At 57.2% G+C, this 18276-nt stretch carries 20 protein-coding genes; 19 read left to right on the plus strand and 1 reads right to left on the minus strand.

Features of this window, described 5'->3' with window-relative positions:
* The 3 genes from ABJF76_RS03780 to murD all read left to right on the plus strand — a co-directional run.
* On the plus strand, positions 1 to 555 hold a 555-nt coding region (locus tag ABJF76_RS03780), incomplete at its 5' end, for a glutamate ligase domain-containing protein (protein WP_413822510.1).
* 12 nt (positions 556 to 567) lie between these two features.
* Positions 568 to 1650, plus strand: a complete 1083-nt coding sequence (gene mraY, locus ABJF76_RS03785; RefSeq protein WP_413821233.1) for a phospho-N-acetylmuramoyl-pentapeptide-transferase — start codon at positions 568 to 570, stop codon at positions 1648 to 1650.
* A 52-nt stretch (positions 1651 to 1702) separates the two neighbouring features.
* Positions 1703 to 3097: a UDP-N-acetylmuramoyl-L-alanine--D-glutamate ligase gene (gene murD / locus ABJF76_RS03790; RefSeq protein ID WP_413821234.1), complete on the plus strand. Its 1395-nt coding sequence runs from the start codon at positions 1703 to 1705 to the stop codon at positions 3095 to 3097.
* 72 nt (positions 3098 to 3169) lie between these two features.
* Here murD and ABJF76_RS03795 read toward each other — a convergent pair whose 3' ends face one another.
* Positions 3170 to 4345, minus strand: coding sequence for an NAD(P)/FAD-dependent oxidoreductase (locus ABJF76_RS03795; protein WP_413821235.1), 1176 nt, complete (start codon positions 4343 to 4345; stop codon positions 3170 to 3172).
* Between the two features lie 105 nt (positions 4346 to 4450).
* On the opposite strand from ABJF76_RS03795, the gene ABJF76_RS03800 reads away from it, so the two are divergent.
* The 16 genes from ABJF76_RS03800 to ABJF76_RS03875 all read left to right on the plus strand — a co-directional run bounded on the left by ABJF76_RS03800 (position 4451) and on the right by ABJF76_RS03875 (position 18247).
* Positions 4451 to 4978: a redoxin domain-containing protein gene (locus ABJF76_RS03800; RefSeq protein ID WP_413821236.1), complete on the plus strand. Its 528-nt coding sequence runs from the start codon at positions 4451 to 4453 to the stop codon at positions 4976 to 4978.
* 124 nt (positions 4979 to 5102) lie between these two features.
* Positions 5103 to 6269, plus strand: a complete 1167-nt coding sequence (gene ftsW / locus ABJF76_RS03805; RefSeq protein WP_413821237.1) for a putative lipid II flippase FtsW — start codon at positions 5103 to 5105, stop codon at positions 6267 to 6269.
* On the plus strand, positions 6266 to 7363 hold the full coding sequence (locus ABJF76_RS03810; protein WP_413821238.1) for a UDP-N-acetylglucosamine--N-acetylmuramyl-(pentapeptide) pyrophosphoryl-undecaprenol N-acetylglucosamine transferase: 1098 nt from the start codon (positions 6266 to 6268) through the stop codon (positions 7361 to 7363). Before ftsW ends, ABJF76_RS03810 begins: the two co-directional genes overlap by 4 nt.
* The gene (gene murC / locus ABJF76_RS03815) at positions 7360 to 8766 is read left to right on the plus strand and encodes a UDP-N-acetylmuramate--L-alanine ligase (protein WP_413821239.1); all 1407 of its coding nucleotides are present in this window, start codon (positions 7360 to 7362) and stop codon (positions 8764 to 8766) included. The genes ABJF76_RS03810 and murC overlap by 4 nt, the downstream gene beginning before the upstream one ends.
* 17 nt (positions 8767 to 8783) lie before the next feature.
* The gene (locus ABJF76_RS03820) at positions 8784 to 9089 is read left to right on the plus strand and encodes a hypothetical protein (protein ID WP_413821240.1); all 306 of its coding nucleotides are present in this window, start codon (positions 8784 to 8786) and stop codon (positions 9087 to 9089) included.
* Positions 9086 to 9355, plus strand: coding sequence for a hypothetical protein (locus ABJF76_RS03825; protein WP_413821241.1), 270 nt, complete (start codon positions 9086 to 9088; stop codon positions 9353 to 9355). Before ABJF76_RS03820 ends, ABJF76_RS03825 begins: the two co-directional genes overlap by 4 nt.
* Entirely contained in the window at positions 9352 to 9615 is a 264-nt protein-coding gene (locus ABJF76_RS03830) for a DUF2484 family protein (RefSeq protein ID WP_413821242.1), read from the plus strand. Before ABJF76_RS03825 ends, ABJF76_RS03830 begins: the two co-directional genes overlap by 4 nt.
* Positions 9612 to 9860 (plus strand): DUF2484 family protein, encoded by a 249-nt coding sequence (locus ABJF76_RS03835; protein WP_413821243.1) that lies wholly within the window; start codon positions 9612 to 9614, stop codon positions 9858 to 9860. Before ABJF76_RS03830 ends, ABJF76_RS03835 begins: the two co-directional genes overlap by 4 nt.
* Positions 9857 to 10126, plus strand: a complete 270-nt coding sequence (locus ABJF76_RS03840; protein WP_413821244.1) for a hypothetical protein — start codon at positions 9857 to 9859, stop codon at positions 10124 to 10126. The genes ABJF76_RS03835 and ABJF76_RS03840 overlap by 4 nt, the downstream gene beginning before the upstream one ends.
* A gap of 31 nt (positions 10127 to 10157) precedes the next feature.
* The gene (murB, locus tag ABJF76_RS03845; RefSeq protein ID WP_413821245.1) at positions 10158 to 11081 is read left to right on the plus strand and encodes a UDP-N-acetylmuramate dehydrogenase; all 924 of its coding nucleotides are present in this window, start codon (positions 10158 to 10160) and stop codon (positions 11079 to 11081) included.
* Positions 11082 to 11183: 102 nt separating this feature from the next.
* Positions 11184 to 12107 (plus strand): D-alanine--D-alanine ligase, encoded by a 924-nt coding sequence (locus ABJF76_RS03850; RefSeq protein ID WP_413821246.1) that lies wholly within the window; start codon positions 11184 to 11186, stop codon positions 12105 to 12107.
* A complete protein-coding gene (locus ABJF76_RS03855; RefSeq protein ID WP_413821247.1) occupies positions 12095 to 13018 on the plus strand; it encodes a cell division protein FtsQ/DivIB in 924 nt (307 codons plus the stop codon). The genes ABJF76_RS03850 and ABJF76_RS03855 overlap by 13 nt, the downstream gene beginning before the upstream one ends.
* A 4-nt stretch (positions 13019 to 13022) precedes the next feature.
* Positions 13023 to 14357 (plus strand): cell division protein FtsA, encoded by a 1335-nt coding sequence (ftsA, locus tag ABJF76_RS03860; RefSeq protein ID WP_413821248.1) that lies wholly within the window; start codon positions 13023 to 13025, stop codon positions 14355 to 14357.
* Between the two features lie 174 nt (positions 14358 to 14531).
* Positions 14532 to 16160, plus strand: a complete 1629-nt coding sequence (gene ftsZ, locus ABJF76_RS03865; protein ID WP_413821249.1) for a cell division protein FtsZ — start codon at positions 14532 to 14534, stop codon at positions 16158 to 16160.
* A 200-nt stretch (positions 16161 to 16360) separates the two neighbouring features.
* Positions 16361 to 17284, plus strand: coding sequence for a UDP-3-O-acyl-N-acetylglucosamine deacetylase (gene lpxC / locus ABJF76_RS03870; RefSeq protein WP_413821250.1), 924 nt, complete (start codon positions 16361 to 16363; stop codon positions 17282 to 17284).
* A 96-nt stretch (positions 17285 to 17380) separates the two neighbouring features.
* Positions 17381 to 18247: an outer membrane protein assembly factor BamD gene (locus ABJF76_RS03875; RefSeq protein ID WP_413821251.1), complete on the plus strand. Its 867-nt coding sequence runs from the start codon at positions 17381 to 17383 to the stop codon at positions 18245 to 18247.
* Positions 18248 to 18276: the final 29 nt, after the last annotated feature.

Consider the following 18276-nt stretch of genomic DNA (forward strand, 5'->3'; position numbering starts at 1 on the left):
GCGGACCTTGCGCTCGCGGCACAATCTTTAGGACGCTGGTCGCCCTATCAGGGGCGCGGCGCGCGCGAAGTCATCCAACTGGACGTGGCCGACACCCGCATGACGCTTGAGCTGATCGACGACAGTTACAACGCCAATCCAACGTCGATGGCCGCCGCACTTGAGGTTCTCGCCGCCGCCGACGTTACCCACGACATTGGGCGGGTCAGCAAGGGACGGCGCATCGCCTTTTTGGGCGATATGAAAGAATTGGGACCTAATGGCGCGGATATGCACGCGGCTATGGCCGACCTTAATACACTTGAAACCATCGACACCGTTCATTGCATCGGGCCGTTGATGCAAAGCCTGCACGCGGCCCTTCCAGCCGAAAAACAAGGCCTCTGGGCCGAAACCGCATCCGAGATGGAAAGCGCGGTGGCGCGGCATCTGGACAGCGGCGATGTGGTGCTGGTCAAAGGCTCGCTTAGCATGAAACTTGCAGGGATCGTTGACGCGATCCGCAAAATGGGCCATCCCGGTGTCACGGGCGCAGACCCACAAGATAATGCGTAGGGACGAGTATACATGCTCTATTGGTTGACAGCACTTTCGGATGGCGGGGACTTTTTTAACCTCTTTCGCTATATCACCTTTCGGGCCGGAGGGGCGTTCTTAACGGCCCTTATTTTTGGGTTTATGTTTGGTCAGCCGCTGATCAACGTGCTGCGCAAAAGGCAAGGCAAAGGTCAACCGATCCGCGATGACGGCCCCGAGGGGCACTTTGCCAAAGCGGGCACGCCGACCATGGGTGGGTTGCTGATTGTGGGCGCACTTGTGACGTCAACGCTGCTTTGGGCACGATTGGACAACCCGTTTGTGTGGATTGTGCTGGGCGTGACGCTGGCCTTTGGGATGATCGGGTTCGCCGATGACTATGCCAAAGTATCCAAACAAAACACCGCAGGTGTGTCTGGACGTGTGCGTCTGGTCTTGGGCTTTTTGATCGCGGCGATTGCGGCGTATTTTGCCGCTATTGCGCACCCTGAGGGGCTGCAAAACCAATTGGCGGTGCCGATTTTCAAGGATGTGCTGATCAACCTTGGTCTACTGTTCATTCCGTTTTCGATCATCGTGATCGTCGGTTCCGCCAATGCGGTGAACCTGACAGACGGGCTTGATGGTTTGGCGATTATGCCGGTCATGATCGCGGCGGCGACGCTGGGGATCATCGCTTACTTCGTGGGACGGGTCGATTTTACCGAGGATCTTGGGCTGCACTATGTGCCTGGCACGGGCGAATTGTTGGTCTTTACCATGGGGATCATCGGCGGGGGCTTGGGCTTTTTGTGGTACAACGCGCCGCCTGCTGCCGTGTTTATGGGCGACACAGGGTCATTGGCTTTGGGGGGGGCATTGGGTGCGATCGCCGTGGCGACAAAGCACGAAATCGTCTTTGCCATCGTTGGCGGCATCTTTGTGGTCGAGGCCTTGAGTGTGATGATCCAAGTCATCTATTTCAAACGCACCGGCAAACGTGTGTTCTTGATGGCACCGATCCACCACCACTACGAAAAAAAGGGCTGGGCCGAGCCTCAAATCGTGATCCGTTTTTGGATTATCGCCCTTATCCTTGCGATGATTGGTCTTGCCACGCTCAAGGTGCGTTGATGACGGCGCGCCTGTTTCTTTTGACTGAACATGATGTACAGGTGCGCCCTTTATGATTCCGGTTCTTGGACTTGCGGGCGCACGTGTCGCCGTTTTGGGGCTTGGGCGTTCGGGCCTGTCGGCAGCGCGTGCGTTGGCGGCAGGGGGCGCTGTGCCGATTTGTTGGGACGACAACCCGGATGCCCAACAAAGTGCCGAGGCCGAAGGGTTTGCTCTTCTCGATCTCAAAAAACAGGGCGCGTTTGATGACATCGCGCGCTTGATCGTGTCGCCCGGTATTCCGCACCTTTACCCCACGCCTAACCCTGTGGTGGCCGCAGCACTTGCGGCAGGGGTGCCTGTCGACAACGATATTGGTCTGTTCTTTCAGTCCTTTGCGACGCAGGAATGGAACAATTTCGACACCAGCCCGCGCGTGATTGCGGTGACGGGATCGAATGGCAAATCGACGACCTGTGCGTTGATCCATCACATCATGGAATTCGCGAACCGCCCCAGCCAATTGGCTGGGAATATCGGGCGCGGGGTTTTGGATATTGATCCGGCCATTGACGGCGAAGTCGTGGTGCTGGAACTGTCGAGCTATCAAACCGATCTGGCCCGCAGCCTGACGCCGGATGTGGCTGTGTTTACCAACCTAACCCCAGATCATTTGGACCGCCACGCAGGGATGGGCGGTTATTTCGCTGCCAAACGCCGACTGTTTGCCGAAGGTGGCCCGGATCGGGCGATCATCGGTGTGGACGAACCCGAGGGGCTGTATCTGGCCAATCAACTTAGCGAAGGCGCTGCGGATGACCGGGTGATGCGTGTGTCGGGCGCGACAAAACTGACAGGGCCGGGTTGGAACGTATTCGCCAAAAAGGGATTCTTGTCCGAAACCCGCAAAGGGCGGCAAGCCGCATCAATCGACCTGCGCAAGATCGCTGGGCTGCCGGGCGCGCACAACCACCAGAACGCATGTGCTGCCTATTGTGCCGCGCGCGCGGTGGGGATTGCGCCCAAGGTGATCGAAGCCGCGTTTCATACATTCGCAGGCCTGCCACACCGCAGCCAAACCATCGCGGACGCAGGTGGCGTGCGCTATGTGAACGATTCCAAAGCGACCAATGTGGACAGCGCGGCCAAGGCACTGGCGGCGTTCAAGAACATTCGCTGGATCTGTGGCGGGTTGCAAAAAGAGGGCGGCTTGGATGCGGTGAACGCGGCCTCTGGGACCGTCAAAAAGGCCTATGTGATTGGGCGCGAAGCGGCGCAATTTGCCATGCAATTGAGCGTCGAGGCGCAGGTTTGCACCACGATGGCCGAAGCCGTAGCGTCGGCGATGGCCGAGGCAGAGGATGGTGATGTTGTGCTGTTGGCGCCTGCAACGGCGAGTTTCGATCAATACGACAGCTTTGAACGGCGCGGCGAGGACTTCATCGCCGAAGTCACCGCGCGGCTTTAGCCCAAATGAGCGCGCAGTGCGCGCACGTCATGTTTTAGGTTGCGCCGACATCGACTTTCGGTACGCCGTGGATCAGCCGTGCAAGCTGCGTGCAGCGGCCATGGCTGACGACCACGCCCATTGGAAATTGTAACCGCCCAGCCACCCCGTCACATCGACTGCTTCGCCGATAAAAAACAGGCCCGGCGCGATTTTGGATTGCATGGTTTTTGAATCCAATGTGGCGGTATCGACCCCGCCGCGCGTGACTTCGGCGGTGCGATACCCTTCGGTGCCACCGGGGGTCAGCTGCCATTGGCTGAGCGCTGTGGTCAGCGCTTCGATACGCGCGTCAGACAGATCGCCCAATCGCCCACCGAGATCAAATTCACTGCTTAGGTGTTCGACCAACCGCGTTGGCAAGTGGTGTGCAAGTTCTGTGGTCAGTGCCTTTTTGCCGTCGCTGCGTCGTTTGTCTTTCAAGATAGGGGCAAGATCTGTCTGCGGGCTTAGGTTCACTGTGATCGCTTGGCCATCGTTCCAATAGCTTGACGCTTGCAGAACGGCGGGGCCGGACAGGCCGCGGTGGGTGAACAACAGTGCTTCGTCAAAGGCGGGGCCATCGGCGGCAATTCGGGCGGGACATGCAACGCCTGAAATGGCGGCAAAGCGGCCTTCGGGAAACGTAAATGGAACGAGGGCAGGGGCGAGTTCTGTGATTGGATGCCCGAACTGACGCGCGATATTATAGGCAAACCCGCTTGCGCCCATTTTGGGAATGGATTTGCCGCCCGTTGCGATCACTGCGTTGCGCGCGGTGATTTGTTGCGTGCGTCCATCGCGGGTTAAGGTGGCTTTGAACCCATCGGGGGATTTTTCAAAGTGGCTGACTTCGGTTTGTAAATGCAGATCGACGCCTGCGTCCTGCATTAAAGTGCGCAACATGGCGACAATTTCTTTGGCAGAAACATCGCAAAACAATTGCCCCAGTGTTTTTTCGTGCCAAGCAATGTCATGTTTTTCGACCAAAGCGATGAAATCCCATTGGGTGTAACGCGCCAATGCAGATTTAGCGAAGTGCGGATTCTCGCTGATGAATGCGTTTGCATCGCAATGCATATTGGTGAAATTACAACGCCCACCGCCTGAAATGCGAATTTTTTCACCCGGTGCGCGTGCATGATCCACAACCAACACACGCCCCCCCGCATGGGCGGCGCACATCATGCCTGCGGCTCCGGCGCCGATGATAAGCGTGTCGTAGTCCATGAAGCCCTCGTGCAAGATTGCACAGAAAGGTTCAAGTCTGGCGACTTGTATACTAGTTGGGAAGGGGTAAGTTACGCGCAATCTTAATCCTGAAAGGACTCGCTCATGGCAATCATCACCCCAGGTATTCCATTTCCAAAAACTGAAATCAAAAAAGTAGGCGGCGGCACCGTCACACTTGGTGACCCACAAGGCGGCCACAAATGGCAGATCGTTGTGATTTTCCGCGGCTGGCACTGCCCCAAGTGCAAAGACTACCTTGAAATTTTGCAAGGCCTGCAAGCCGACTATCATGCCGCCGGCGTTGATGTGGTCGTCGCCACTGCAGACCCGATCGAAAAAGCGCAAAAGATGTCGGACGAATTCTGCCCCAAGATCCCTATGGGTTACGACATGACAATTCCGGAAATGCACAGCCTTGGCCTGTTGGTATCCGACCCGCGCGATGCGGACGAAACCGACCGTCCATTCCCCGAGCCTGGCGTTTTTGTCATCAACCCCGATGGCAACTTGCAGATGGTCGACATATCGAACGTGCCGTTCATGCGTCCTGACCTTGCGATGGTCCTGATGGGCATCCAATTCCACCGCGAAAAAGGCTTTCCGGTGCGTGGTATGAACCAAGCCGCTTAATCGGTTAGCGCGGGCTGGCCAAGAAGGGCTAGCCCGCGCCGCTTTTTGCAGCTATACTACGCTTTGAGTACCCCGGAGAAACTGGGGACCTGAGGCAGTGTAATAGTCAGCAAGGCGGCAGATCATGACAGAGATGGTCTATGGTGCGGTTCCTGTTCGGAACGGCGAACCCATACTTCCAAAGTGGTGGCGAACCATTGATAAATGGTCGCTAAGTTGCGTTCTGATCCTGTTTGCGATCGGGCTGCTTCTAGGCTTGGCGGCTTCGGTGCCGCTGGCGGAAAAGAACGGTTTTGCGCCGTTTCACTATGTTACCAAACAAGCAATCTTTGGCGGCGCAGCGCTGCTTGCGATGATCCTGACGTCGATGATGTCGCCTCTTTTGGTGCGGCGTTTGGCTGTCTTGGGGTTTCTGGTTGCTTTTGTGGGGCTGGCGATGCTGCCCTTTTTTGGCACTGATTTTGGCAAAGGGGCGGTGCGTTGGTATTCGCTGGGCTTTGCATCGGTGCAACCTTCCGAGTTTTTGAAGCCCGGCTTTGTGGTTGCGGCGGCGTGGATGATGGCCGCCAGCCAAGAGATCAACGGCCCGCCCGGCAAAACGTGGTCCTTTGCGCTGTGCGTATCAATCGTACTGATGCTTGCGCTTCAGCCTGACTTTGGTCAGGCCTGTCTTGTGCTGTTCGGCTGGGGTGTCATGTATTTTGTCGCCGGCGCGCCCATGCTTTTGCTGGTCGCTATGGCGGGCGGGGTCGTTTTTTTTGGCACGATTGCCTATTCCAATTCCGAACACTTTGCGCGGCGCATTGATGGCTTTCTAAGCCCAGATGTCGACCCGCGCACGCAGCTTGGTTATGCCACCAACGCCATCCAAGAAGGTGGTTTATTTGGCGTCGGCGTCGGCGAAGGTCAGGTGAAGTGGTCGTTGCCGGATGCACATACTGATTTCATCATTGCTGTGGCGGCCGAAGAATATGGCCTGATCCTCGTGCTGTGTGTCATCGCGCTTTATACGGGTATTGTGGTGCGGTCGCTGACGCGGCTGCTGCGCGAACGTGATCCGTTTATCCGCCTCGCAGGGACGGGTTTGGCGTGCATGTTCGGTGTACAGGCCATGATCAACATGGGCGTTGCAGTGCGTTTGCTGCCAGCCAAAGGCATGACGCTGCCCTTTGTCAGCTATGGTGGGTCCTCGGTGATCGCGTCTGGCATTGCTGTCGGCATGTTGCTGGCCTTTACCCGTACAAGGCCGCAGGGCGAAATAGCAGACTTGCTGGGCCGGGGGCGCAGATGACGCAGCCCCTGCTTTTGATCGCCGCAGGCGGGACGGGCGGGCATATGTTCCCTGCCCAAGCACTGGCCGAGGCCATGCTGGCGCGTGGTTGGCGTGTGAAGTTAAGCACCGATGCGCGCGGCGCGCGCTACACCGGCGGTTTTCCACACACCACACAAATTGAACAAATATCGTCCGCCACCTTTGCGCGCGGCGGGTTGCTGGCCAAGGCAATGGTCCCGTTTCGTATTGCCTCGGGTATCATGGGTGCGACGTTTAAAATGATGCAGGACAAACCTGACGTTGTTGTCGGTTTCGGGGGTTATCCAACTATTCCCGCGATGGCTGCAGCGATCCTGTTGCGCAAGCCGCGGATGATCCACGAACAAAATGGCGTGCTGGGCCGGGTCAATCGCTTGTTGACCAAACGGGTCGATGCGGTTGCGTGCGGCACATGGCCCACCGACCTGCCCGAAGGGATCGAGGGTGTGCATGTGGGCAACCCGGTGCGCAAAACGGTGCTGGATCGCGCAGAATCCGGTTATATCCCACCCGGCGATTACCCGATGGAGATTTTGGTGATTGGTGGCTCGCAAGGCGCGCGCATTCTGTCGGATATAATTCCGCCCGCGATTGCCGCCCTTCCGATGGCGCAGCTGCAAAACTTGCGTGTCAGCCACCAGGCGCGCGACGAAGACGAAGACCGCGTGCGCACCTATTACGAAGACCAAGGTATCGCCGCCGACGTGCAACCTTTCTTTAGTGATGTGCCGCGCCGTATGACCGAGGCGCAGTTGGTTATCTCGCGTTCGGGTGCGTCCTCTGTGGCGGATATTTCCGTCATCGGGCGCCCATCAATTCTGATCCCATTTGCCGCGGCGACGGGCGATCATCAGACCGCCAATGCGCGCGGGTTGGTGGATGCCGGAGCTGCGATCCTGATCCCGGAAAGTCAGCTGACGGTCGACACTGCGGCTGCACAAATCGCCGCCGTTTTTGAAAATGCTGATGGTGCTGCGCATATGGCGCGCGCCGCCTCAAGCGTCGGCAAACCCGACGCCACAGAACACCTGATTGAAATTGTAGAAACCCTCGCGCAGAAAGGGAAAACATGAACGCCGCCACTAAACTACCCGGAGACGTGGGCCCCATTCATTTTGTCGGCATCGGCGGCATTGGCATGTCCGGCATTGCCGAAGTGCTGCTGAACCATGGTTATGTGGTGCAGGGTTCTGATCTCAAGGCCTCAAAAATCACGGACCGTTTGGCAGAGTTGGGTGGGCGCATTTTCGTCGGTCAACGGGCTGAAAACATTGCAGACGCTGAGGTGGTTGTGATTTCGTCCGCCATCAAACCCGGCAACGCTGAACTGGATGCGGCCCGCGCGCGCGGTTTGCCCATCGTGCGCCGCGCCGAAATGCTGGCCGAATTGATGCGCCTAAAGTCCAACATTGCAGTGGCTGGCACACACGGAAAAACCACCACAACGACGATGGTTGCCGCTTTGCTGGACGAAGGGAACTTTGATCCGACGGTGGTGAATGGTGGCATCATCCACGCCTATGGATCAAACGCGCGTAAGGGCGAAGGCGAATGGATGGTGGTCGAGGCCGACGAATCCGACGGCACGTTCAACCGCTTGCCTGCGACCATTGCCATCGTCACCAATATCGACCCCGAGCACATGGAACATTGGGGCACCGAAGAGGCGCTGCACAAAGGGTTTTATGACTTTGTATCCAACATCCCGTTCTATGGGCTGGCGGTGTGCTGCACTGATGATCCGGATGTGCAGGCGCTTGTGGGCAAGATCACCGACCGCCGCGTTGTTACCTATGGGTTCAACACACAAGCAGACGTACGTGCGCAAAACCTGACCTATAAGGCAGGCGTGGCCCATTTCGATGTGGCCCTACAGGCTGAAGACATCGTGATCGAAGGGTGCAGCCTGCCTATGCCGGGCGACCATAACGTATCTAACGCGCTGAGTGCCGTCGCCGTGGCTCGCCATCTGGGCATGAAGGGCGATGAAATCCGCAAAGCCTTGGCCAATTTTGGCGGCGTCAATCGCCGCTTTACCCGTGTGGGTGAAATCGATGGCGTCACGATCATTGACGATTACGGTCACCACCCGGTGGAAATCGCAGCCGTGCTTAAGGCGGCGCGCCAAGCCACAACAGGTCGGGTGATCGCCGTGCATCAACCGCACCGTTTCACACGCTTGCATCACCATTTTGATGAATTCTGTGCCTGCTTTAACGATGCGGACGTGGTTGGTATCACGGATATTTTTTCGGCCGGAGAAGAGCCCATCGAAGGGGCCTCGCGCGATGATCTGGTTGCGGGCCTTATTCGCCACGGCCACCGCCACGCCCGCGCCGTGATGGGCGAGGATGACCTTGAACGCCTTGTGCGCGAACAGGGACGACCCGGCGATATGGTAGTTTGCCTTGGGGCGGGGACGATTTCGGCTTGGGCGAATGCGCTGCCAGGGCGTCTGCAAAAAGGGGCGGCATAGGGGCGATGGAGGCGAACTTGTTCAGCATACTGGCCGTTGGAACGCCTGTGTTGGCAGCACCTGTCGCGCTTATGTTTGGTTTGCGCAAGACGTTGATGGCCGTTTGCCTTGTCGGGATTGTCATATTGCTCGGGCCATATGTTTATTTTGGCGTTTGGGCGTTGATTGAGGGCGTCAGCCTGTGGGCAACGCTTAAGGCTGTGGCGGTTTCGCTGGCGCCTGCTTCTATAATTGTTGGGTGGATGTTGGCGTGGTCTGCCGCATATGGCGCAATTGCTGCGCTACTGCGTTTGTGTTGGCTGTATTGGAGAGCTGAATCATGATGATGATTGGACTTGGAGTTTTGACGCTGTCGCTGGCTTTTGGCGTGGCATGGATCAACACGCGCATTGCGGGGTTGTTCTGGGTTGCAGCTAACTTTCTAGGCTATCAATGGGCGGTTGAGGTCACCAAACTGGGTCGCGATGATGTTGTCATGGCAGCGAACCTTACTTTGGTGCTGCTGATTGTCTATTTTTCCATCATGGGATTTTCCGGTATCGCAGCCGCCTATGTTGCCAAACGCGCGCAACGGCAGGCGGTGGTATGACCTTGGCTTTGGCGGGCATTGCTTGGGTGTTTGCTGCAACCGGCGTGGCGATGTTGCCAATGCGCTTACAATACATGCCGGGCGTTGCGTTGCTGGTTATTGCGCCTTTGCTGATCATTTGGATCGGTGTGGCGGTTTCTTGGTGGGCCGCTGTGCTGGCGCTGGCTGCGTTTGTTTCGATGTTCCGCAATCCTTTGCGCTTTTTCTGGGCAAAGTTACGCGGCCAAAACCCACAATTTCCACCGGAGTTGCGTTCATGAGCATATCCATCATTCTTGCCTGTCTTTGGGCGCTGATTGCCAATGTGATGGCGATGTTCCCCAGCAAGGACAATCACTGGACCAATGCCTATTGGCTGATTGGCATCGGCATTCCAATTCTAGGTTACGTCACATGGCAACATGGCCCATTGGCCGGTTTGCTGGTGCTGGCTGCAGGGATGAGCGTGCTGCGCTGGCCTGTTATTTACCTAAGCCGTTGGATCAAATCACGGTTGGCGCGATGACTTTAATTGCAGTGACTTCACTTTTTATCGGGATCTGTGTGGGCTTTGTGCTGGCACGACGCTTTGCGCTGCGCACGCTTGTGGGCTTGATCCTTGGATTGGTCGCTTTGATCGCCTTTGCAGCTTTGGCCCCAATTGACAGCCTGCCGGGCGAAGGCCGTGCAGTATTGATCGTCGCCTTTTTGATTGCGCCCCCTATGGCGTCGGGCATGTTTGGTGGTGCGGTGATTGCGTGGCTGTTTCGTGATCGAACGACGCGGACGTGACGCCCGCAAAAATGAAAGGCATTGCCGCGATATGAGCTCTTCTCTTCCTTCTGTACGGGGCAAACTGACCGCGCAACGCGACCTGTCATCGCTGACTTGGTTGCGTGTTGGCGGACCTGCCGATTGGTTGTTCCAGCCCGCCGATGTGGATGACCTAAGCGATTTTCTAGCCGCGTTGGATTCAAACGTGCCGGTGTTTCCTATGGGCGTTGGATCCAACCTGATCGTAAGGGATGGCGGCTTGCGCGCTGTGGTGATCCGGCTTGGGCGGGGGTTTAACGCAATCGAAGTTGACGGCGACACGATTACTGCCGGCGCCGCCGCTTTGGATGCCCATGTCGCGCGACGCGCGGCTGATGCAGGCCTTGACCTGACCTTTTTGCGCACAATTCCCGGCACCATCGGTGGGGCAGTACGTATGAATGCAGGCTGCTATGGCAGCTATACGGCGGATGTGTTTGTCTCGGCCCAAGTTGTGTTGCGGGACGGGACCGTCCGCACTGTTACTGGTGATGCGTTGAACTTTCAGTACCGTCAAAGCGACTTGCCCGAAGGTGCAGTGTTGACCCACGTGACATTGCGCGCGCCTTTAGGGGACGCCGACGCGCTGAATGCGCGGATGGATGATCAGTTGGCCAAACGCGACGCCACACAACCCACCAAGGACCGCAGTGCTGGATCGACCTTTCGCAACCCGGCTGGGTTTTCTTCAACCGGGCAGGTGGATGACGTGCATGACCTCAAGGCGTGGAAGGTGATTGACGATGCAGGCCTGCGTGGCGCCACAAGGGGTGGTGCCCAAATGAGCGAAAAGCACTCTAACTTTCTGATCAACATAGGTGACGCCACGGCTGCCGATCTAGAAGGATTAGGCGAAGAGGTGCGAAAAAAGGTTTACGATTCCAGTGGTATCACGCTAGAATGGGAAATTATGCGCATAGGTGATCCGGTTTAAGGAAGCCATGCGTCAGGCAGGCCGAAAAAACGTGTAAAAAGCGTATAAAAACAACGGCACAATAAACGAGGGTCCGCAAAAGGGCCCCGGGAACAGAGGCACATGGCGGGTCAGTCGAGCAGGACGACTCCGAAAGTGGTGGTATTAATGGGTGGCCCCTCGGCGGAACGCGAGGTGTCACTGGCCAGTGGGAAACCCTGCGCTGCCGCACTCCGGAGTCAAGGATATGAAGTGGTCGAGGTCGATGCAGGCCGCGATCTTGCTGGCGTTTTGCTGTCTGAAAATCCTGATGCAGTTCTGAATTGCTTGCATGGTCCATGGGGTGAAGATGGCTGTGTGCAGGGTTTGCTCGAATGGCTGCGCATTCCTTATTCCCATTCTGGGGTGCTGTCGTCGGCACTTGCGATGGACAAGCAACGAAGCAAAGATGTGTACCGCGCCGCGGGATTGCCTGTGGTGCACAGTGTGATCGCACCCGCAGCCGACGTGCGCGCGGGTCACGTGATGTCGGCACCTTATGTGGTCAAGCCGAACAACGAAGGATCCAGCGTCGGCGTCTATCTGGTGCACGAGGCGGCCAACGGACCGCCACAGTTGGCGGATGATATGCCCGAAAACGTGATGGTCGAAGCTTTCGCGCCGGGGCGCGAATTGACCACCACTGTGATGGGCCAGCGCCCCTTGGGTGTTACGGATATCATCACGGATGGTTGGTACGATTACGACGCCAAGTACAAACCCGGCGGATCGCGCCATCAGGTGCCTGCCAATGTGCCGACCGAAATTTACGAGCTGTGTCAGGATTATGCCGTGCGTGCCCATAACGCATTGGGCTGCCGGGGCATCAGCCGCACTGATTTTCGCTGGGATGAAAGCAAAGGGGCCGCGGGCCTGATCTTGCTGGAAACCAATACGCAACCCGGTATGACGCCCACGTCTTTGACGCCCGAACAGGCGCAAGTGGCGGGCATCTCATTCGAAGAGCTCTGTTCGTGGATGGTGGAGGACGCCTCATGTCAGAGGTAACGGACAACCCTATTGCGGCCAAGCTAAAGGGCCGGGCGCGCACGCAGGCGCCGGCGCGGCGCGCTGATCCTGCGCCGTCTCGCTGGGCGTGGCGCATGCAGCGTCTCATGTTGACACCGCTGTTTCGCTTGGGCCTGCGCGTCGGCATTCCCTTTGCGATCACCCTAAGTGCGGGGACGTGGTGGCTGTCTAACCCTGAAAATCAAGCTATGATCCTTGATGCAGTTGCACAAACACGCGTCTCCATCGAAGAACGCCCTGAATTTATGGTCAACCTGATGGCCATTGATGGCGGCAATCCTGATATCGATACGGCCATTCGCGCCGCTGTGCCGCTGGATTTCCCCATCTCGTCCTTTGAACTCGACCCGAGTGCAATGCGCGATACGTTGATTGGCATGGCGCCCATCAAGGAAGCCGCGGTGCGCATCCGCCCGGGTGGCATCTTGCAGGTTGATATTACGCCGCGCGTGCCGATCGCGATTTGGCGTACCGCTGAGGGGCTGACGTTGGTCGATCACGAAGGCACCCTCGTGAGCAAAATTGCGCGGCGCGACACACGTCCTGACTTGCCTGTTATTGCAGGCGAGGGCGCACATGAACATGTGATTGAGGCGATGGAATTGGTTGACGCTGGTGCGCCTTTGGGTGCGCGCCTGCGCGGGCTTGTACGGATGGGGGATCGGCGCTGGGATGTTGTGTTGGACCGCAATCAACGCATTTTGCTGCCCGCTAAGGGTGCTGTACGCGCGCTTGAGCGGGCCATCGCTCTTGATGGTGTGGACCAAGTGCTAAGCCGCGACATTGCGCGCATCGACCTGCGTTTAAGTGATCGCCCGACCGTACGCATGAACGCGGCTGCCAATGATACGTGGTGGACCACCAGACAGTTGAATTCGAGGAACCAGTAACGCCATGACGGATCTTTACCAAAATCAACGCTCTATGCGGAACATGCGTAAAATCGCGATGCAACGCGGCGTGGTGGCCATTCTGGATGTTGGCAGTTCCAAGATCGCGTGTCTTGTGCTGCGCTTTGACGGTACAGGAAAGATTGGCGAAGAGGGCGAGATCGGGTCTTTGGCAGGGCAGTCGGGGTTTCGCGTCATTGGCGCAGCGACCACACGGTCGCGCGGTGTGCGATTTGGCGAAATCCATGCCATGCAAGAAACCGAACGCGCAATCAGGACCGCCTTGCAAGCCGCGCAAAAGATGGCCGGAATTCGGGTCGATCATGTGATCGCTTGTTTCGCAGGGGCCGAGCCGCGCAGCTATGGTTTAGACGCCGAGATTGATCTGGACGGCCAAGTCGTCAGTGAACAAGACGTCGCCCAAGTCTTGTCGCGGTGCGATGTACCGGATTATGGCGAAGGACGCGAAGTGGTACATGCGCAGCCTGTGAACTTTGCGCTTGATCACCGGTCTGGTCTGTCGGACCCGCGCGGGCAACTAGGCAATCAGCTGGCTGTGGACATGCATATGCTGACAGTGGATGCCACTGCGGTGCAGCACCTTGCAACCTGTATCAAACGTTGTGATTTGGAATTGGCGGGCGTTGCATCATCTGCCTATGTCTCTGGCATCTCGGCCTTGGTTGAGGACGAACAAGAACTGGGTTCCGCATGTATTGATCTGGGCGGCGGCACCACGGGTGTGTCGATCTTTATCAAAAAACACATGATCTATGCGGACGCCGTGAAGATGGGCGGGGATCACGTGACCTCGGACATTTCATTGGGCCTGCAAGTTCCGATGGCCAATGCCGAACGGATCAAAACATTTTACGGCGGGGTTCATGCCACTGGTATGGATGATCGCGAGATGATCGAAATTGATCGTGACACCGGCGACTATGAACATGATCGCCGCACAGCGTCACGCGCCGAATTGATCGGTATCATGCGCCCGCGCGTCGAAGAAATCCTTGAAGAAGTGCGCGCCCGTTTGGACGCCGCCGGTTTCGATCACCTTCCCAGCCAGCAGATCGTGCTGACAGGGGGGGGCAGTCAAATTCCGGGCCTTGATGGGTTGGCATCCAAAATTTTGGGCCAGCAAGTCCGCCTCGGACGGCCTTTGCGCGTACACGGTTTGCCGCAGGCCGCCACAGGCCCCAGTTTTGCCAGCGCCGTCGGGCTGGCTTTGTTTGCGGCACATCCGCAAGACGAATGGTGGGACTTCGACATCCCCAACGACAGCCAATCGTCGCGGTCGCTGAAACGTGCCGTAAAATGGTTCCGCGACAACTGGTAGCCGCTAGATTTAGCGATTTTGCTGACATACTGTGAAAAACAGCGAAATACCGCCCATATTTTGCGGCAAAATTGCGTTTTTTAAGTGACCTTAGGGTCTCGGCGGGTTAAGATTGTCCTAATTTAGGCACAAAAACACCCGCGAATGCGGCAAACAGACAGGCGGACCTGCACAATGACATTGAATCTCTCGATGCCCGGCAATGAAGAGCTGAAACCCCGGATTACCGTTTTCGGTGTCGGCGGTGCAGGCGGCAACGCCGTCAATAACATGATTGAAAAACAACTAGATGGCGTCGATTTTGTCGTTGCCAATACCGACGCGCAGGCGCTGCAGCAGTCATCCGCCGCCAATCGGGTTCAACTTGGAATTAAGGTCACCGAGGGCCTTGGGGCCGGCGCGCGCGCCACAGTTGGGGCCGCCGCCGCCGAAGAATCAATCGAGCAGATTGTCGATCACCTTGCAGGGTCGCACATGTGTTTTATCACCGCCGGTATGGGTGGTGGCACCGGGACGGGCGCTGCGCCGATCATCGCGCAAGCCGCACGTGAGCTTGGTGTTCTGACTGTTGGTGTTGTGACCAAGCCTTTCCAATTCGAAGGCGGCAAACGCATGAAGCAGGCCGAAGAGGGCATCGAAACGCTGCAAAAGATGGTCGATACGCTGATCATCATTCCAAACCAAAACCTCTTCCGTTTGGCGAATGAAAAAACCACCTTCACTGAGGCGTTCTCATTGGCGGATGACGTGCTGTACCAAGGCGTTAAAGGTGTAACAGATTTGATGGTCCGTCCGGGCTTGATCAACCTTGATTTTGCGGATGTACGTGCCGTGATGGACGAGATGGGCAAAGCCATGATGGGCACAGGCGAGGCCGAGGGCGAAGATCGCGCTATCCAAGCCGCCGAAAAAGCCATCGCTAACCCGCTGCTGGACGAAATCAGCCTGCGCGGCGCCAAGGGCGTGTTGATCAACATCACCGGTGCGCATGATTTGACTTTGTTCGAACTGGACGAAGCCGCCAACCGTATCCGCGAAGAGGTGGACCCAGACGCGAACATCATCGTCGGCTCGACACTTGATCCGGCCATGGAAGGTATGATGCGCGTCAGCGTTGTTGCAACGGGCATCGATGCAACTGATGTGCACAGCGAAGTTCCGGTTCCGCGGCGTTCAATGGCTGCACCTTTGGCACAGCAATTTATCGCACCTGATGCGCCCCAAGAACCTGCCGCACAAGTGGCTGAACCAGCACCTGCACAGGTTGCGGCCGCTCCAGAACCGACTTTGTTCGAAGACATGAACGGGCAGGGCGCTGCTGATCAGGACATGGGCGCGCAAACCTATGCCCAAGAAGAAACCTATGCGCAGGATGACAGCCTGCCAGCACCTGCGTACCAGCCACAAGTGGCCGCATTCGAACCTACGCCAGAACCTGAGACGTTTGTCGCACCGCGCGCACCTGCACCTGGAACTCCTTCGCCGGAAGCGCTTGCACGTCTTCGCGCTGCGACGCAAAAGGCGAACCCTGGTCGTCCTCAGGCAGCCCCACAATCCGGTGCAGAGCACGCTCAACACGAAGCTGAAAAGCCGCGTTTTGGCATCAATTCTCTCATCAATCGGATGACAGGAACAAACGAAGGTGCACCTGCGGAAGCTCAATCACGCCAGCAACCACCCGTGCAATCGCGCGGCGCGGCCCCGGCGGCAGCACCTGCGCCTGCACCTCGGCCCACCGAGGCAGTCGACCCGGATCAAGAGCGGATTGAAATTCCAGCGTTCCTGCGTCGCCAAGCGAACTAAATTTCGCTCACAAACTAAATCAAGGGTCGCCATTTGGCGGCCCTTTTTCGTTTATATATCAGCGCTTTAAGTGGGCGTGGGCGCAATGCCGCGCATTTGTTTCAGCCATGTTTCAGTCCGTTGCAAAGTTTGAATTGAGTGTTGCTGGCTGACCTTCTAGCTATCATCGTGTTACAGAAGCGTGAAACGGGGTGTGCCCAGTGCAAGCGACAGTAAGAGGACCGGTGGTATTTAATGGACGTGGTTTGCATTCTGGCAAACCCGCGCGTTTGACCATTCGCCCGTCCATGGCCGAGCACGGAATTTGGTTCCGCCGCACTGACATCGATTCTGGGGATACGTTGATCCCTGCACGTTACGATGTTGTTCACCAATCTCCTTTGTGTACCACGCTGGTAAACAGCGCGGGCGTGTCTGTTGGCACGGTCGAACATGTGATGGCCGCCCTAGCAGGGTGCGGCGTGCACAACGCGCTGATTGAAATTGATGGTCCCGAAGTACCGATCCTTGACGGCTCAGCCGTGCCGTTTGTGCGGGGAATCATGCAACGCGGTCTGCGACGCCTTCCGGCGCAGGTGCGTGCGATTGAAGTGTTGAAAGCCGTCACTGTGACGCAGGGCGATGCCTCTGCCACGATTGCGCCTTCGGGCGTGATGCGCATCGATTTTCACATCGATTTTGACGATGCCGCTATCGGCCGACAGTCCAAATCACTGAACATGTCCAATGGTAGCTTTGCGCGTGAACTTAGCGACAGCCGTACGTTCTGCCGCAAAGGCGACGTTGAAAAAATGCAAGCCAGCGGTCTGGCTTTGGGCGGGGCAGCGGGCGAAAATGCCGTCGTCTTTGACGGAGACCGCGTGACAAGCCCGGGTGGGCTGCGTCACATGGACGAACCTGTTCGCCACAAGATGCTTGACGCTTTGGGCGATTTGGCGCTGGCCGGGGCACCCTTGGTTGGCCACTATACGGGCGTGCGGGCAGGGCACACGCTGACCAATCAATTGTTGCGCACATTATTCGCCACACCGGGGGCCACACGCATGGTCACGTGTGATGCAGGAATGGCGGCTTTGCTGCCCGGCGCGGGCCTTGTTTGGGACGAGATTCCGCAAGTTGCTTAAGCGTGATCAAATGGGCGTTTTAACCTTTGCGAAAGTTGTGTTAAAGACGGTCAAACAGCCTGCAACCGGGCGGCCTTGAGCGTCTCTGGGGGAAGCATGATCCGCGGTAAAACCATTTCTAAACTGGTCACGGTTATGGCGCTAAGCGCCTTTGTTGGTGCCTGTGCCGACGAATCGCGCCCCACCACGGGCGGGTTCTTTAACCGTGAGGACGTTCCTTTGGATACGTTCACGGCGAACCAAATCTTTGAGCGCGGCGAATTCGAGCTGGAAGAAAACAACCTAAGCGAAGCGGCGTTCTTTTTCTCCGAAATTGAGCGGATTTACCCATTTTCCGACATCGCGGAACGTGCGCTGATCATGCAGGCGTTTGCCTATCATCGTGACCGTGATTATCCCAATTCGCGGGCAGCGGCGCAGCGTTTCATCGACTTTTATCCGAATGCGGATGATGCGGCCTATGCGCAATATTTGTTGGCGCTTAGCTATTATGATCAAATCGACGAAGTTGGCCGCGATCAGGGCCTGACCTTTCAGGCCTTACAGTCGTTGCGCGAAGTGATCGAACGTTATCCTGACAGTGAATATTCCAAATCCGCGATTCTAAAATTTGATCTGGCTTTTGATCACTTGGCGGGCAAGGAAATGGAAATCGGGCGGTACTATCTGCGCCGCGATAACTTTACGGCAGCCATCAACCGGTTCCTTGTTGTGGTCGAAGACTTTCAAACCACAACCCACACCCCCGAAGCGCTGCACCGTTTGGTCGAGGCCTATCTTTCTTTGGGTCTGACAGACGAGGCGCAAACAGCGGGGGCGATTCTTGGGTTTAACTACCAATCAACGGATTGGTACGAAGACAGCTACAAGTTGTTGACCGGGCGTGGGCTTAAGCCGCGCTTGCGGGGCAATGGCACGCTGGCTCAAGCCTATCGTCAAACCATTCAGGGCCGTTGGCTCTAATAGGCCACGGCGGAGTCACCGCCTTTTGG

This window comes from Tateyamaria sp. (assembly GCF_039940735.1).
Taxonomy (GTDB): domain Bacteria; phylum Pseudomonadota; class Alphaproteobacteria; order Rhodobacterales; family Rhodobacteraceae; genus Tateyamaria.